The organism is Rubrimonas cliftonensis (assembly GCF_900107585.1).
Classification (GTDB): Bacteria; Pseudomonadota; Alphaproteobacteria; order Rhodobacterales; family Rhodobacteraceae; genus Rubrimonas; species Rubrimonas cliftonensis.
On the sequence record NZ_FNQM01000002.1, the window covers coordinates 47,985 to 63,809 of the forward strand.

Genomic DNA, 15,825 nt, shown 5'->3' on the forward strand with positions numbered 1-15,825 from the left:
CGCGGTCTATCCCTTGACGGCGCCGGCGGTCAGGCCGGACACGATCTTGCGCTGGAAGATCAGCACCAGAACGATCAGCGGCACGGTGACGATCACCGAGGCCGCCATGATGTTGCCCCAGGGCAGCTCGTACTGCGACGCCCCGGTGATGAGCGCGATCGCCACCGGCACCGTGCGCATCTCGTTGGACAGCGTGAATGTCAGCGCGAACAGGAACTCGTTCCACGCCGCGATGAACGCGAGCAGGCCGGTGGTCGCCAGCGCCGGCCCCATGATCGGCAGGAACACTTTTCGCACCACGATCAGGGGCGTCGCCCCGTCGACGTAAGCCGCCTCCTCAAGCTCCTTGGGCAGCTCGCGCATGAAGGTGGTCAGCACCCAGACGGTGAAGGGCAGGGTGAGGATCAGGTTGGCGAGGATCAGCCCGGTCAGCGAGTTGTAGACGCCGAGCGCGCGGATCAGCTCGAACATCCCCGACAGCACCGCCACCTGCGGGAACATCGACACCGACAGCACCGTGAGCAGCAGCGCGCCGCGGCCGCGGAAGTGGACCCGCCCCAGCGCGAAGGCCGCCGTGACGCCGAGGCCCAGCGACAGCACGACCACCACCACCGCGACGAACACCGAGTTGAAGATGTTGCGCGCAAAGGGTTGCTCGCGGAACACCGCCGCATAGTTGGTGAAGTCGAAGCCGGGCAGATAGGTGACGTCGAACAGCTCTGACGGCGCCTTCGTGCTGGAGACGATGGCGTAGTAGAATGGGAACACCGCGAAGATCGCGATCGCGGCCAGCAGCACGACGAAGCCCAGCTTGCTGGGGAGGCTCCAATGGCTCATCGCGGGTCTCCCCCCAGCTTCACCTTGCCGATGGTGATGGTGGCCAGCGTCAGCGCCGCGATGATGAGAAACAGCATGGTCGAGGCGGCGGAGCCGTAGCCGACGTCCTGGAAGTCCACCAGCTGCTGCCGGGCGTAGACCGACATCGTCATGGTGTCCTGCGAGTTCGACGTGAGCACATAGATCAGGTCGAAGATGCGCAAGCTGTCCAGCGCGCGGAAGATCACCGCCACCATCACCGCCGGATAGACGAGCGGCAGCGTGACCTTGAAGAACACCCGCACCGGGTGCACCCCGTCCACCCGCGCGGCCTCGTAGCAGTCGCTGGGCAGCATCTGCAGGCCGGCGAGGATCAGCAGCGCCATGAAGGGCGTCGTCTTCCAGACGTCCACGATGATGACGGCGAGCATCGCGGTGTCTGGGCTGGCGGTCCACGCCACCGGCTCCGCGAGCAGGCCGAGCGTCATGCCGAGGTCGTTGAGCATCCCGAACTGGTCGTGCAGCATCCAGCCCCACATCTTGGCGCTCACGATGGTCGGGATCGCCCAGGGAATGAGGATGGCGGCGCGCACCCAGCCGCGGCCGGGGAACTTCACGTTCAGCGCCAGCGCCACGATCATGCCGAGGACCGTCTCCAGGCTGACCGAAACGAAGGTGAAGTAGAGCGTGTTCCAGACCGCGGTCCACCAGTTCGCGTCGGACAGCAGGCCGCCCCATTCGCTGTTGTAGAAATTGTCGACGCCGACGAAGCCGTAGTTGCCGATGTCCGACAGGCTGGCGTCGGTGAAGCTGAACCAGATGGTGCGGATCAGCGGCCAGCCGGCCACGAGAAACAGCACCACCACCATGGGCGCCAGAAACAGCAGCGCCGAGCGCACCTTCGCGCGTGAAAGTTCGCTGCCTTCGCCGCCTGTCCGCGCCCGTTCTGGCGCGGCGGCGTGCAGGTTCGCGGCTTCGGCCATCGTCGCGTCTCCCCCCCCAAGGCCGCGCGCCCCGGGCGATCTTGCGCCGCCCGGGGCCGTTATCGGTCGCGTCGCGTCACCAGCCGCGGCGCTTGACCCCGTTCAGCTCGCCCTCCAGCGCGGCGAGCGCCGACTGCGCGTCGGAGCGGCCGCTCAGCACGTTGTGGGCGGCGTTCCAGAACGCGCTCGACACGCGGTTGTACTTCTCGCCGGTCACGCGCGAGGGGCGCGCCACCGCATTCGTGAAGGTGTCGTAGAGGTCGCCGAAGAACGGCACGGCGGCGAGCACCTCCTCGTCCCGATAGAGCTCGGCGATGGTCGGGTTGTAGGACGCCTTGATCGCCCGGCGCTTCTGCTCCTTGTAGGAGGTCAGATACATCACGAGGTCGGCGGCGATCTCGGGATTGGCCGAGTAGCGCGATACAGCGAGCTGCCAGCCGCCCAGCGTGCCGGTGTACTGGCCCTCTTCGCCGCCCTTCGGCAGCGCCACGACGCCCACCTTGCCCTTGATCGGGCTGTCGTCGGAGTTGGCGAGCGACCACGCATAGGGCCAGTTGCGCATGAACACGGCGTTGCCCGACTGGAACACGCCCCGCGCCTCCTCCTCGGCGTAGTTCAGCACGCCCTCCGGGGTGATCTCGCCGACCCAGCTTCCGGCGAGGTCGAGCGCCCTGACCGCCTGCGGATTGTTCACCGTGATGTCGCCGTTCCCGTCGACGATCGTGCCGCCGCGGTAGGCGTGCAGCCACTCCAGCGCGTCGCAGGTCAGACCCTCATAGGCCCGGCCCTGGAAGACGAAGCCCCAGATGTCGTCGTCGCCCGCGGCGCGCTCGGCGTCCATCACGAGCTTCGCCGTCTCGGTGAGGTCTTCCCACGTCTCGGGCACGTCGCGACCATGCTTCTCCAGCAGGTCGCGGCGGTAATAGAGCACGCCGGCGTCAGTGTACCACGGCATCGCCTTGAGCGCGCCGTCCACCGTGTTGTTGGCGATGATCGCCGGGAAGTGCCCGTCCTCGGCGCCGTCCGAATACTGCGACAGGTCGATGAAGTGCGCGCCGAGGATGCCTGGCCAGATCACGTCGATCTGGAACACGTCGATATCCTTCGCGCCGGCGGCGAGAAGTTGCTGATAAAGCGCCAGACGCTCGGTCGTGGAGTTCGGCGTCGAGACCACCGTGACGCTGTGGCCGGTCTCCGCCTCCCACGCCCTCACCCCTTCCTCGCAGAGCGCGAGTTCGGCGCCGACGGCCCCGCAGGAAATCGACAGGTCCGCAGCTTCGGCGGCAAGGGGCGCGGCGGACGCGCCGGCGACGAATACGGCCGCGGCGGCCGCGAACGATGCGGGTTTCATGGACTTCTCCTCTCCCGGTCGGTCGCGCGCCCGCTGGTCGATGGGCGCGTCTTTCGTGTTGCTTATCAACCTACAGAGGCGCCGCACCGGGTCAACCCCAAGGGGTGAACCGGTTCCAGCCTTGTCCCGGCGTCGCCGGTGCGGCAGACTGCGGCGGCGTCCGGCATCGGCCACGCTCGCGCGACGGCGCCGCATGGCGCGAGGGCTGGAGGGAGGCCACCGGGGTGGACGGACCGCTGCGCACACCGATTATCGCGCTGCTCGCCATGCTGGCGGCCACGCCGGCCGCCGCGCAGGAAATCGCCGACCGCATCTGGTTCGGCGGGCCGATCCTGACCATGGAGGACGGCGCGATGCGCGCCGAGGCGCTCGCCGAGAAGGGCGGGGTGATCCTCGCCGTCGGTTCCGAGGCTTCGGTGGCGACCCATCGCGGCGCCGGCACCCGGATGATCGACCTCGCCGGCCGCACGATGCTGCCGGGCTTCGTGGACGCGCACGGACATGTCTTCGCGATCGGGCTGCAGGCCTTGTCGGCGAACCTTCTCGCGCCGCCCGACGGGTCGGTGACGGATATCGCGGCGCTTCAGGCGACGCTCGGCGATTGGGCCGCGGCCCACCCCGAGCGGGTGGCGCGCGCCGGCCTGATCCTCGGCTTCGGCTATGACGACGCCCAGCTCGCCGAACTGCGCCACCCCACGCGCGAGGCGCTGGACGCCGTCTCGACCGAGACGCCGGTCTACGTGATCCACCAGTCGGGCCATATCGGCGTCGCCAACAGCGCGGCGCTGGCGGCGGCGGGCGTCGACGCCGCCAGCGTCGATCCCGCGGGCGGCGTGATCCGGCGCCGCGGCGACGGCCAGCCGGACGGCGTGCTGGAGGAGGCCGCCCATTTCGCCGCGCTGATGCGGCTGATCGGCGAGCTCGACGCCGATGCGGGCCGCGCGATCTTCCGCGCCGGGACCGAGCTGATCGCCTCGTTCGGCTACACCACCGCGCAGGAGGGCCGCGCCACTCCGGGCGCCGCCCGGCTGATGCAGGCGGTCGCGCGCGAGGAGGGCCTCGCCATCGACGTGGTCGCCTATCCCGACGTGCTGCTCGACCGCGACTTCATCGCCGGCGCGGTCTCGCGCGACTACGCGCACGGCTTCCGGGTCGGCGGCGCGAAGCTGACCATCGACGGCTCGCCGCAAGGCTTCACCGCGCTGCGCGACCGTCCCTATCACGCCCCGCCTTCGGGCTTGCGGGCCGACTACCGCGGCTACGCCGCGGTGACGCCGGAGCAGGTGTTCGACGCGGTGGACTGGGCGTTCGGCGCCGACATCCAACTGCTGACGCACGCCAACGGCGAGGGCGCCGCCGACCTGCTGATCGCCGCGATCCGCACCGCGACCGCCGCGCATGGCCGGGCCGACCGCCGGCCGGTCCTGATCCACGGCCAGTTCCAGCGCGAGGACCAGGTCGACGCCTTCGTGGCGCTTGGGGTGTTTCCGTCCCTGTTTCCGATGCACACGTTCTACTGGGGCGACTGGCACCGCGAGCGCACCGTCGGTCCGGCGCTGGTCGACGACATCTCGCCCACCGGCTGGTACCGCGCGCGCGGCGCGATGTTCTCCACCCACCATGACGCGCCGGTGGCCTTCCCGGACTCGATGCGGGTGCTCGACGCGACGGTGACGCGGCGCTCGCGCTCGGGCGACGTCATCGGCCCCGACCAGCGCGTGGACGTGATCACCGCGCTCAAGGCGATGACGATCTGGCCCGCGTTCCAGCATTTCGATGAGGACCGGAAGGGCTCGCTCGCGCCCGGCAAGCTCGCCGACCTCGTGGTGCTGTCCGGCGACCCGACCGCGGTGGACCCCGAGACGCTCGACGCCCTGCGCGTCGTCGAGACGATCAAGGCCGGCCGCACCATCTTCGCCGCGCCGCCGCCGGCGGACCGGCGCGGCGCGCTGGGGTTCCGCCCGGGGCGCGACGGCGCCGACCCGTTCGCCGCTTTCCTGCGCGGCGCGGCGGCTGCGCGCGACGCCGCCGGACTTGGCGGCGGGCCGCTGGCGCGGGCGATGCGCCGCGCGGCGGCGGCCGGCCCGCATGACGCCGCCTGCGTCGCCGGCGTCCTGTCCGACGCGCTCGCCCTGTCGGCCGCGGCGCGCTGAGGCGCGGGGCGCGCGGCGGCGCCGCGTGGGAGAACCCAGCCGGCGCCGCTCGAACCCGCCGCTCAGAGACGGTCCCGCAGGGCGTACCACGTCATCGCGAGCGCCAGCAGCGCCGGCCGGAGCCGGTCGCCGCCGGGGAAGGGCGGGCAGGGGACGCGCGCCAGCACGTCCCAGCGGTCGAGCGCGCCGCGCACCGCCTCCGCCGCGACGGCGCCGCCCATGGTGGCCATGTGGACGCCGGCGCCGGACCATCCGCCGATCACCAGCGTCCGCGTCCCCGCCCTGCGGAACAGCGGCGCGCGGGCGGCGGTGATCGCCAGCGTGCCGCCCCAGGCGTGATCGATCCTGACGTCGCGCAGTTGCGGGAAGACCTTCGCGAGCGGCCGCCGCACCAGCGCGGCGACGTCGTCGGGAAACCGCTGCGAATAGGTCTCGCCGCCGCCGAACAGCAGCCGGTCGTCGGGCGTCAGCCGGAAATAGTTGAGCACGAAGCGGCTGTCGGCGACGCATTCGCGCCCCGGGATGAGCGCCGCGCCGTCGAGCGGCTCGGTCGCGACGATGAAGTTGTTGATCGGCATGACCCGCGCCGCCGCGCCGCGCTCCAGCCGACAGAGATAGCCGTTGGCGGCGACGATCACCCAGTCCGCCGTCACGGCCCCTGCCGCCGTCTCGACCCTGCCCTCCTCCAGGCGCGTCGCGAGCGTGCGCTCGTGCAGCCGCGCGCCGGCTGCCTCCGCCGCGGCGGCGAGGCCGAGCGCGAAGTTGAGCGGGTGCAGATGGCCGCCCTCGCCGTCCTCCAGCCCGCCATGATAGCCCGGCGAGGCGACGCGGGCGCGCATCTCGTCGCGCCCGAGGGCGCGGATCGACGGATGGCCGTAGCGCGTCGCGGCGTGCTCGGCGTAGGCCTCGAAGTCGCGCAGGTGCGCTGGCCGGCAGGCGGCCTCCAGGTGTCCCGGCGCGAGGTCGCAGGCGATGGCGTGCTCGGCGACCAACCGCTTCACCAGCGCGGTGGCCTCGGTCGAGATCGCCCATATCCTGCGCGCGTCCTCCGGCCCCACCGTTTTCTCGTAGGTCCGGATGTCGGTGCGCGGCCCGTGGCTGAGCTGCCCTCCGTTGCGCCCCGACGCGCCCCAGCCCATCCGGTGCGCGTCGATCACGACCACGTCGAGCCCGGCCTGCGCCAGATGCAGCGCCGCCGAAAGCCCGGCGTAGCCGCCGCCCACCACGCACACGTCCGCCCGCGTTTCGCCGCGAAGCTCCGGCCGTTCTGGCGCCGGGTTCGCCGTGGCGGCGTACCAGGAGGGCGCGTGCGCGCCGGGGAGGTCGTTGGCGAAGAGATGGTTCATGGGCTCGGCGGCGCTCCAGGTTTACGGCGGATCGCCGCAGGGCGTCAGGGCGATGGCGCGGCGGCGAGACCGCGCCTAGTGTCGGCCGCGTCAGGTGGACGTCGCCGCGAATGGCGATCGCAATAGGGAGACCGACATGGGTCTGTTCAGTTTTCTCAAGGATGCAGGAAAGTCCATATTCGGCGGCTCGGCCGAAGCCGCCGAGCCGGAGAAGCTCAAGGAGGAGATCGCCGGCGCAGGCGTCGACGCCTCCAAGTTCGACGTCGCGATCGAGGGCGACAAGGTGGTGCTGAGCGGCGCCGCCGCCACGCAGGAGGAGCGCGAGAAGGCGATCCTCGCCGTCGGCAACATCGAGGGCGTCGCGACGGTCGAAGACGTCGTCACGGTCGCCGCGCCGGAGCCGGAATCGGCGTTCTACGAGGTGAAGAAGGGCGACACGCTCTCCGGCATCGCAAAGTCGCAGTATGGCGACGGCAACAAGTACATGAAGATCTTCGAGGCGAACAAGCCGATGCTCTCGCACCCTGACAAGATCTATCCTGGCCAGAAGCTGCGCATTCCCGCCTGAAAACCGCGCTGGAGCTGCGGTCCCGCCCCGGCGGGGCCGTCGGCCTTCCGCCGCAAGGTCAGCCGAGCCGCCTGAGCGCGTCGGCCGGGGTCTCGCCCCAGATGCGCCGGATGCGGCGGTCGCGCCCGCAGGAGGCGCGATAGAAGCCGTATTTCGCCGCGTTCGTCTCATGGTAGTTCTGGTGATGGTCCTCGGCCGGCCAGAACGTCGCGGCATCGCGGATGGGCGTCTCGATCTCGTCGTCGAGCGCCTCGGCCGCCGCCGCCCTCGCAGCCTCCGCCGCCGCCCGCTGCTCGGGCCCGCCGACGAAGATCGCGGGCGCATAGGACGGGCCGCGGTCGCAGAACTGGCCCCGGTCGTCGAACGGGTCGATGGTGCGGAAATAGATCTCCAGCAGCCGCGGGTAACTCACCCGAGCGGGGTCGAAGCGGATGCGCACCGCCTCGGAGTGCCCCGTCCCGCCATAGGTCACCTCCTGGTAGGTCGGATTCTCGACCCAGCCGCCCGTGTAGCCCGAGACCGTCTCGACCACGCCCGAAACCTTGTCGAAATCCGCCTCGACACACCAGAAGCAGCCGCCGGCGAAGATGGCGGCCTCGAGCGCCGCGTCCTGCGCCAGCGCGCCCCTAGCCGCCAGCAGCATCAGCGCCGCTGCGAATAGCCTGATCATCCCGTCGCCTCCGCCGCCCGTCGTTCAGATAGCGCGGCGCGACCGGCGAACCACGCCGACGCCCGCACCGCGCGGGTGAATCGCCGCAAGGCGCGCGATGCGGCCCGCTCAGGCCGCTGCGCCCTTGCGCGCATAGGCGTCCGCAAGGCCGTCCAGCGCCTTGCGGGCGCGGGCCGCCAGCTCGTCGATCTCCCCATGCGAGATGACCAGCGGCGGCGAGATGATCATGGTGTCGCCCACCGCCCGCATCACCAGCCCGTTCTCCACGCAAAGGTCTCGGCACCGGGCGCCGGCGCCCATGCCGTCGAGCGGGGCCAGGCGCGTGCGCGCCGCGCTGTCGCTCGCCAGCTCCAGCGCGCCGAGCAGACCCTTCGTGCGCGCCTCGCCCACCATCGGGTGATCGGCGAGGCCCGCCCATGCCTTGGCGAGATAGCCGGCCAGATCGTCCCTCACCCGCTCCACCAGCTTCTCCTCGCGCAGGATGCGCAGGTTGGCCAGCCCCGCCGCGCAGGCCGCCGGATGCCCGCTGTAGGTGTAGCCGTGGTAGAACTCGCCCGCCTTGTGCGCCACGACCTCGGCCACCCGGTCAGAGATGAGCACGCCGCCCATCGGGATGTAGCCCGACGTCATGCCCTTCGCGATGCTCATCAGGTCGGGCTCGATGGCGTAGGTGTCGGAGCCCCACCAGTTCCCGGTGCGCCCGAAGCCGCAGATCACCTCGTCGGCGATCAGCAGGATCTCGCGCTCGCGGCAGATGCGGCTGATCTCCGGCCAGTAGGTCTCGGGCGGGATGATCACGCCGCCGGCGCCCTGGATCGGCTCGGCGATGAAGGCGCAGACGTTGTCCTCGCCGATCGCGTCGATGGCGGCCTCAAGCTCGCGGGCGCGGGCGCGGCCGAACTCCGCCGGGTCGCTCTCTCCGCCCTCGCCGAACCAGTAGGGCTGGCCGATGTGGTGCACGCCGGGCACGGGCAGGCCCGACTGCGCATGCATCGCGCCCATGCCGCCGAGCGAGGCGCCGATGACGCTGGAGCCGTGATAGGCGTTCCTGCGCCCGATGAACATCTTCTTGGAGGGCTTGTCGAGACAGTCCCAGTAGACCCGAGCGAGGCGGAACACCGTGTCGTTGCTCTCGCTGCCGGAGTTGGTGAAGAACACGCGGCTCATGTGGGCGGGCGAGACTTCCGACAGCGCCTCGGCGAACTCCGTCGCGGCCGGATGGGTGCACTGGAAGAAGGTGTTGTAATAGGGAAGCTGGCGCATCTGCCGCGCAACGGCCTCCACGATCTCCTCGCGCCCGTAGCCTACGTTGACGCACCACAGGCCCGCCATGCCGTCGAGCAGGCGGTCGCCGTCATTGGTCGTCAGCCAGCAGCCCTGCGCCGACGAGATCACGCGCGTCCCCTTCGCGGCGAGCTCCGCCGTGTCGGTGAACGGGTGCCAGTGATGCGCGGCGTCGGACGCCTGGATCTCGGCGGTGGTGCGCAGGTTGAGAGCGGTCATCGGGCCTCCCGCCGTCGGGTGTCTGGGGGTGTGGGATGGAGCCTACCTCGTATGCGCGGCCGGGCAGGTCAAGCCGCCGTGGCGCCGCGGCGCCTTGCCTTCGCGGCCCCGCCCGTGCATCGGTCGGGGCTGAACGCCCGGAGCCGAACCGATGAGCACGCCGCCAGAATCCCCCCAGCAAGCCGCCCTTCGCCGGCGTGACAACGCCTTCGCCGTGGACGATCCGCACGCGGTGACCCATGACGAGTACATGTATGCGGGCGCGCTCAGCTTCTGCCGGCGCCGCTACGCGCGCACGCTGGAAGGGGTCGATCTCGCGGTGGTCGGCGTGCCGTTCGACACCGCCGTGACGAACCGCCCCGGCTGCCGGCTGGGGCCGCGCGCGATCCGCGCCGCCTCGACGAACCTCGCCTGGTCGCGCGCCTGGCCCTCGCCCTTCGACCCGTTCGAGCGGCTGAGCGTGGCCGACTGGGGCGACGTGTGGTTCGACCATGGCCGCCCCGAGACCGTGCCCGCCCAGATCGAGGCCGCGCTCGCCTCGGTGCTGGAGCAGGGCGCCGGCGTCCTGGCTCTGGGCGGCGACCATTTCACGACCTGGCCCAGTCTCAAGGCCCATGTCGCCAAGCATGGCGGGCCGCTGGCGCTGGTGCAGTTCGACGCCCACACCGACACATGGCCCGACGACGGCCGCATCGACCACGGCACGATGTTCTATCACGCGATCCGGGAGGGGCTGATCGACCCCGCCGCCTCGATTCAGGTCGGCATCCGCACCACCAACGACGACCCGATGGGCGTTCAGGTCTTCGACGCGCTGATGGTCCACGAGCAGGGCTGGCGCGCGGCGGCGGAGGCGATCCGCGCCCGCGTCGGAAACCGCCCGGTCTATGTGACCGTCGACATCGACGCGCTCGACCCGTCGCAGGCGCCGGGCACCGGCACGCCGGTCTGCGGCGGGCTGTTCATGCACCAGCTCAGCCAGATGATCCGCGCGATGCAGGGGCTCGACGTGCTCGGCATGGACGTCGTGGAGGTCTCGCCGCCCTACGACAACGCCGAGATCACCGCGCTGGCCGGGGCGACGGTCGCGCTGGAGCTCGCGTGCCTCTACGCTTCCGGAGCCCGCTTCGCGGCGAGGAGGCCATGAACATGTTCGCCGCCCGCGCCGCCGCCTTCATGGCCGAGAACCCCGACGTCGAGATCGTCGAACTGGTGTTCCCCGACATGAACGCGGTGATGCGCGGCAAGTGGCTGCCGGCGCGGCAGATCGAGAAGCTCGCCAAGGGGTCGGTGCGGATGCCGATGTCGACCTACAACCTCGACATCGCCTCGGAGGACGTCGTGGCGGCCGGCATCGCCGTCGACATCGGCGACCCGGACGGCGTCGGCTGGCCGATCCCGCACGCCTTCGGCCGCTGCCTCTGGGCCGAGCGGCCCACCGCGGTCGCGCTGATGACCATGACCGAGCCCGGCGGCGCGCCCTGCGTCTATGACCCAAGGCAGGTGCTCGCCCGCGTCAACGACCGGCTGAAGGCCAAGGGGCTGACCGCGGTGGTGGCGCCGGAGCTGGAGTTCTACCTCGTCGACGGCGAGACGGACGATTTCGGCCACGCCCGCCCGCCGCTTGGCGTCGGCGGCGACCGGCTGGAGGCGAGCCAGGTCTACATGCTCGACGTCAAGTCGGCGTTCTCCGGACTGCTGGCCGAGATCGACGCCGCGGCCATCGCGCTGGGCGCGCCGGCGGAGGCCGCCACGGCCGAATTCGGCCCCGGCCAGTTCGAGATCAACCTCGCCCATGTCGAGGATCCGCTGGCCGCGGCCGATCACGCGATCATGCTGCGCCGGGCGATCAGGGGCGTGGCGCGCAAGCACGGCGTGGACGCCTGCTTCATGGCCAAGCCCTATGGCGACCAGTCCGGCTCGGGCCAGCATTTCCACGTCTCGCTGATCGACGCCGACGGGCGCTGCGTGTTCGACAGCGGCGAGATGGCGGCGCCGAACGCAGCGATGCGCGCCGCTGTCGGCGGGCTGCTGGAGACGATGGCCGACGCGACGCTGCTGTTCGCGCCGCACCTGAACTCCTACCGCCGGCTGAGGCCGCATTCCTATGCGCCCTGGCTGGCGACATGGGGCCTCGACAACCGCAACGTGGCGGTGCGCTGCCCGGCGCTCGCGGGGCGCGCGGCGCGGATCGAGCATCGCGTGGCGGGCGCCGACGCCAACCCCTATCTGGCGCTCGCCGGCATTCTCGGCGGCGTGCTGCGCGGGCTGGAGACCGCCGCCGACCCCGGCGAGCCGACCGAGGGCGAGGCGCAGCCGCAGGCGCGCAGCGCCCTGCCGACGACATGGCCCTCCGCAATCGAGGCCTTCGAGAGTTCCGACTTCATCCGCGACACGCTCGGCGCGGAGTTTGCGCGCGTGTTCGCGATGATGAAGCGGCAGGAGATGGAGCGGCTGCTGGAGAGGGTGACGGACGTCGAATACGACACCTATCTCCGCACCATCTGACCGGCGCGTTCCGGGACTGTCGCCGGGGGCCCGGCGCCGCCTCTCAGCGCGGCGCGAGCCGGTCGAGCGCCGCCGCCGCCTCCCGCCGCGACGGCGCAGCCCTGTGGAGGGCGCGCAGCAGGCTCGCGGCGGCCGCCGGGTCGCGCCGCGCGAGCGCCTCGGCGAGAAGCAGGACCGGGTTGTAGGCCGGCGCGAAGTCGGGGCTGAGCCGCACGACCTCCAGCAGATCCGGCGCGAGCCGGGCGGCGTCCGTCGCCGGATCTCCCGTGACCGCCGTCGCGCCCGAGGCGCCCAGCGCGATGAAGCGGTCGCGGGCGCGCCAGTAGGCTTCGAGGCGCGCGGCGAAGTCGGCGGCCTGCGCGGTGGGCGGCAGGGCCACTGCGTCGGCCGCCCGGCGCGGCATGGCCTCGGTCAGCGCGATCAGGCGATCGGCCGCCGGGCCGAGCGGGGCGTAGACGGTGCGCGGCGCGGCGTACATCGCCACCGGGTGGTCGTCGGTGTTGAGCGGCCCGTCGCCGACGAAGGCCGCCAGCGCCTCCGGCCCTGCGATGAAGCCGCCGAACAGGGCGAACGGGTCTCCGAGCCCGGTGGCGGCCAGCGCCTCGCGCAGCCTGTCGTCAATCTTGCGCCGCATCAGCGCCGCGGCCTCCGGCGGCGCGCCGGCCTCGGTCCCCACCAGCGCCAGCAGCGGCGTGATGACGTTCTGGTTGCCCATGTAGAGCCGCGCGTCGGGAAACGCCGTCTGGAAGCTGCGCGCGATCAGCCTGAAGGTGGCCAGGTCGAGCTGATGCAGCGGCAGCCACTGCGTGAACACGCCGCCCGCCGCCAGCCGCGCCCTGATCGCCTCGAAATGCTCCACGGTGTAGAGCATCCCGGCGCCGTCGCGCGCCGGGTGGAAGGTGTCGGCGAGGATGACGTCGTAGCGCTTCGGCGTCGCCGCCACATGGCGCCGCGCGTCGGCGACAGACAGGGCGATGCGGTCCCCCGCCGCGGCGATCTCCCGGTCCACCGCCTCGAAATACGGAACTAGCGCCAGCGCTTCGGGGAGGATGTCCACCGCCTCCACGCGCAGCCTCGGGTGCGCCGCAGCGGCGGCGACCGTGGCGCCGGTGCCGACACCCAGAAACAGCGCCGAGCGCGGCTCGGGGTGCAGCATCAGCGCAAGATGGCCCTGTACGCGGTCGAGCCGGTAGCTCGGCGTGCCGCCCATGACGAAGGCGCCGTCGACCAGCAGGTAGCGCGCGCCGGTGGCGTCCTGCGTCACCGAAGCGGAGGCGGAGGGGCCGTCGAGATGCGCGAGCACCGCGCCGCCGGGCGGGATCGTCACGAGCCGCCGATCGAACGGGCCGAGAAGGGTCAGCCCGGCCAGCGCGGCTGGCAGACCGAAGGCCAGCGCCGCGCCGGCGCGGATGCGCCCGCGGGGCCAGAGCGCCGCCGCCAGCGCGAGATACCCCAGCGCCAGCGCCGCCAGCGCTCCCACCGGCCCCAGCGCCGGCACGAGCCCCAGCCCCACGGCGACCGGCGCCAGCGCCGCGCCGAAGGTGTTGGCGGCGAAGGCGGCGCCGAGGCCGCCGTCGGGCCCGCGCATCGCCTGCGCCAGCGCGCTGAACAGCGCGCCCATCGCCGCGCTCGCCGGGCCGAAGACGAGGATTGCGAGCGCCGCCTCGCCCAGCGGGCCGCCGCTCTGCGCACCGGGCAGAGCGGCCTCCAGCGCGTCGCGCAGCGCCGGCCCCGCCAGCGCCGCCAGCGCGCCGGTCGCGCAGGCGCCGGCGGTGATCGCCGCGAGCGCGCCGCTGTGGATGGCGCCGGGGCGGCGGGCGCAGAACCTCTGCCAGAGCGCGGCGCCGATGGCGGCGCCGGCGAGGTAGACGGCCACTGCGGCGGCGAAGGAATAGACGGTGTTCTGCATCGCCTGCGCCAGCGCGCGGATGGTGGCGATCTCGAAGCCGATGCCGAGCAGCCCGCTGGCGAAGAGCGCGGCGAGCCCGGCGGTCGTCCAGCCGCCGCCGGCTTCGCACGCCGGCAGGCGCGGCCGCGCCGCCTCGCCGCGCGCGGGGCCGGCCAGCATCAGCCCGGCGCAGAGGATGTTGACGGCGGCGAAGGCGCAGAGCGTCGCGGCGTAGCCGAGCGCCGGGGCCAGCCAGGCCGCCGTCAGCAGCGCGCCGGCCATCGCGCCGGCAGCGTTCGCGGCGTAGAGACCGCCGAGTCCCCTGCCGTCGCGCGCGGCGCGGGCGAAGGCGCGTTCGGCGGCGGGCAGCGTCGCGCCCATCGCCACCGTGGCCGGCGCCAGCAGCAGCAGCGGGCCGCCGAACGCCGCCGTCCAGCGCCAGAGCGGGGAGGGCGCGACGCCCATCGCCTCCAGCAACAGGTCGTTCGCCAGCGGGATCAGGAAGATCAGCGCCAGCGTCCAGACCCCGATCGCGACCTCGAGGCCGGCATACCACAGACCCGGCCGCCGGCTGCGCGCGATGGGTTGGTCGAGGGCCAAGGCGCCGAGCGCCAGCCCCGCGAAGAACGCCGCCACGACGGCTAGGGTGGAGAGCGCCTCGTGACCCAGCCCCACGCCGAGCATCCGCGTCCAGACCACCTGATAGCCCAGCCCGGCGAAGCCGGAGAGCACGAGCAGGCCATGCATGGCGAGGCGCGACCCTCCGGCGGCGCGCGTCTCGGCGCCGGAAGGCGACGGATCCGGGGCGGCCGCCGCCGTCATCGGAAATTCAGCACGTAGCCCCAGCTGTCGAGCCGCTCGGGGAGGGCGTTGAAGGCCGCCGTCAGCCGCGGCGGGCCCTGGTTGGGCGGCACCTCGTGCATCATGTAGCTCGGAAACAGCACCATGTCGCCGGGCGCGACCGGCGGCATCGAGAAGATCGGCGAGTTGAACGGGTTCACCTCGCAGCGCCGGTTCTGGTTCTCCATCACGAAGCCCGTCGCGCCCACATGGCGGTGGAACACGGTCGCCGCGGAAGGGTGCGTCTCCGTGAGGTAGAGCACGCCGGAGATGAAGCTGTTGGCGTGGTTGTGCATCTTCTGGGCGCCGCCGGTCTCCATGCGGTTGATCCAGATCTCCTTGATCGCCCAGCCCAGCTCCTCGCCCAGCAGCGTCTTGCCATAGGCGCGCAGGCGCGGGCCGACGCAGCGCAGGACGGCCGTGAAGTTCTCGTGGCTGCGCGGGTCGGCGACGGGCGTGTGGGCGAGCAGTGCGGTGCGCACGTTCGGCCCTGTCGCGGACTCGGTGAACTGGTCGATCAGCGCGGATACGAGCTCGGGCGGCGCGACGCCGCGCGCGACCATGACCGGCGTGGGAAACAGACCGACGATCTCATCCATGGGCCCTGTTCCGCTCCCGGCTGCGCAGGAGAGCGTTAACACCGGGCGCGAGCGCGTTGAACGACCGTCATCGAAATTTGATGTTGCCGCCGTCACGGCCCTGTCACGCCGTGCGTGCTATTCGTTCCGAAATCATGATCATGACTGGGAGACCGACGGATGCTTTCCCGACGCGCCGCCATTTTGTCCTGCGCCGCCTTCGCCGCCACCGGCGCGCGGGCGGCCGAGCTGCTCGAGGTCGCCGCGCTGCATGCGCCCGAAGAGCAGTTTTCAGACCTCGCCCGCGCCCATGAGGGCCGACGCGCGCGGTTTCGCGGCTACATGGCTCCGCCGCTGCGCGCCGACGCCAGCTTCTTCGTGCTGACCGGCGTGCCGATGTCGATCTGTCCGTTCTGCGACACCGAGTCGGAGTGGCCGCAGGACATGCTCGCCGTCTATGCCGACCGGGTGATCGAGGTGGCGCCGTTCTACAAGCGCATCGAGGTGACGGGGACGCTGCGGCTCGGCGCCCACACCGACGAACTCACCGGGCTCGTCAGCCGGGTCAGGGTCGAGAACGCGGTCTACGCGCCGGTCTGAGCGGCGCGACGGGGGCGGGGG

The 15,825-nt window shown here is 71.9% G+C and carries 13 protein-coding genes; 5 read left to right on the forward strand and 8 right to left on the reverse strand.

Translation table 11 applies throughout. The annotated features are described in order from the left end of the window. Nucleotides 1-6: 6 nt before the first annotated feature. From BLW43_RS02965 to BLW43_RS02975, 3 genes are all read right to left on the reverse strand, one after another. On the reverse strand, nucleotides 7-837 hold the full coding sequence (locus BLW43_RS02965) for a carbohydrate ABC transporter permease (RefSeq protein ID WP_093248277.1): 831 nt from the start codon (nucleotides 835-837) through the stop codon (nucleotides 7-9). Further along, nucleotides 834-1,799 (reverse strand): carbohydrate ABC transporter permease, encoded by a 966-nt coding sequence (locus BLW43_RS02970; RefSeq protein WP_093248279.1) that lies wholly within the window; start codon nucleotides 1,797-1,799, stop codon nucleotides 834-836. Before BLW43_RS02970 ends, BLW43_RS02965 begins: the two co-directional genes overlap by 4 nt. Nucleotides 1,800-1,875: 76 nt before the next feature. Continuing rightward, entirely contained in the window at nucleotides 1,876-3,150 is a 1,275-nt protein-coding gene (locus tag BLW43_RS02975) for an ABC transporter substrate-binding protein (protein WP_093248281.1), read from the reverse strand. A gap of 224 nt (nucleotides 3,151-3,374) precedes the next feature. Here BLW43_RS02975 and BLW43_RS02980 point away from each other — a divergent pair, with 224 nt between their 5' ends. After that, nucleotides 3,375-5,303, forward strand: a complete 1,929-nt coding sequence (locus BLW43_RS02980; RefSeq protein ID WP_342741587.1) for an amidohydrolase — start codon at nucleotides 3,375-3,377, stop codon at nucleotides 5,301-5,303. A gap of 62 nt (nucleotides 5,304-5,365) precedes the next feature. Here the strand turns inward: BLW43_RS02980 and BLW43_RS02985 are convergent, their stop codons facing one another. Further along, nucleotides 5,366-6,649: an NAD(P)/FAD-dependent oxidoreductase gene (locus BLW43_RS02985; protein ID WP_093248284.1), complete on the reverse strand. Its 1,284-nt coding sequence runs from the start codon at nucleotides 6,647-6,649 to the stop codon at nucleotides 5,366-5,368. A 136-nt stretch (nucleotides 6,650-6,785) separates the two neighbouring features. Here BLW43_RS02985 and lysM point away from each other — a divergent pair, with 136 nt between their 5' ends. Further along, nucleotides 6,786-7,217 (forward strand): peptidoglycan-binding protein LysM, encoded by a 432-nt coding sequence (gene lysM, locus BLW43_RS02990; protein WP_093248286.1) that lies wholly within the window; start codon nucleotides 6,786-6,788, stop codon nucleotides 7,215-7,217. Nucleotides 7,218-7,275: 58 nt separating this feature from the next. Here lysM and msrA read toward each other — a convergent pair whose 3' ends face one another. Beyond that, complete coding sequence (gene msrA / locus BLW43_RS02995; protein WP_093248288.1) at nucleotides 7,276-7,887, reverse strand: peptide-methionine (S)-S-oxide reductase MsrA; 612 nt, start codon at nucleotides 7,885-7,887, stop codon at nucleotides 7,276-7,278. Between the two features lie 108 nt (nucleotides 7,888-7,995). Then, a complete protein-coding gene (locus tag BLW43_RS03000) occupies nucleotides 7,996-9,390 on the reverse strand; it encodes an aspartate aminotransferase family protein (RefSeq protein WP_093248290.1) in 1,395 nt (464 codons plus the stop codon). A gap of 151 nt (nucleotides 9,391-9,541) precedes the next feature. Between BLW43_RS03000 and speB the strand changes: the two genes are divergently transcribed. Continuing rightward, nucleotides 9,542-10,537, forward strand: coding sequence for an agmatinase (gene speB, locus BLW43_RS03005; protein WP_217632090.1), 996 nt, complete (start codon nucleotides 9,542-9,544; stop codon nucleotides 10,535-10,537). Beyond that, nucleotides 10,534-11,898 carry a glutamine synthetase family protein gene (locus tag BLW43_RS03010; RefSeq protein ID WP_093248292.1) on the forward strand — a complete coding sequence of 455 codons (1,365 nt, stop codon included), beginning with the start codon at nucleotides 10,534-10,536 and terminating at the stop codon, nucleotides 11,896-11,898. The genes speB and BLW43_RS03010 overlap by 4 nt, the downstream gene beginning before the upstream one ends. A gap of 43 nt (nucleotides 11,899-11,941) precedes the next feature. On the opposite strand, the gene BLW43_RS03015 is transcribed toward BLW43_RS03010, so the two are convergent. Next, nucleotides 11,942-14,608, reverse strand: a complete 2,667-nt coding sequence (locus BLW43_RS03015) for a spermine/spermidine synthase domain-containing protein (protein ID WP_093248294.1) — start codon at nucleotides 14,606-14,608, stop codon at nucleotides 11,942-11,944. Further along, nucleotides 14,605-15,225 carry a putative 2OG-Fe(II) oxygenase gene (locus BLW43_RS03020; protein ID WP_093248296.1) on the reverse strand — a complete coding sequence of 207 codons (621 nt, stop codon included), beginning with the start codon at nucleotides 15,223-15,225 and terminating at the stop codon, nucleotides 14,605-14,607. Before BLW43_RS03020 ends, BLW43_RS03015 begins: the two co-directional genes overlap by 4 nt. A gap of 159 nt (nucleotides 15,226-15,384) precedes the next feature. On the opposite strand from BLW43_RS03020, the gene BLW43_RS03025 reads away from it, so the two are divergent. After that, nucleotides 15,385-15,804: a hypothetical protein gene (locus tag BLW43_RS03025; RefSeq protein WP_093248298.1), complete on the forward strand. Its 420-nt coding sequence runs from the start codon at nucleotides 15,385-15,387 to the stop codon at nucleotides 15,802-15,804. Nucleotides 15,805-15,825: the final 21 nt, after the last annotated feature.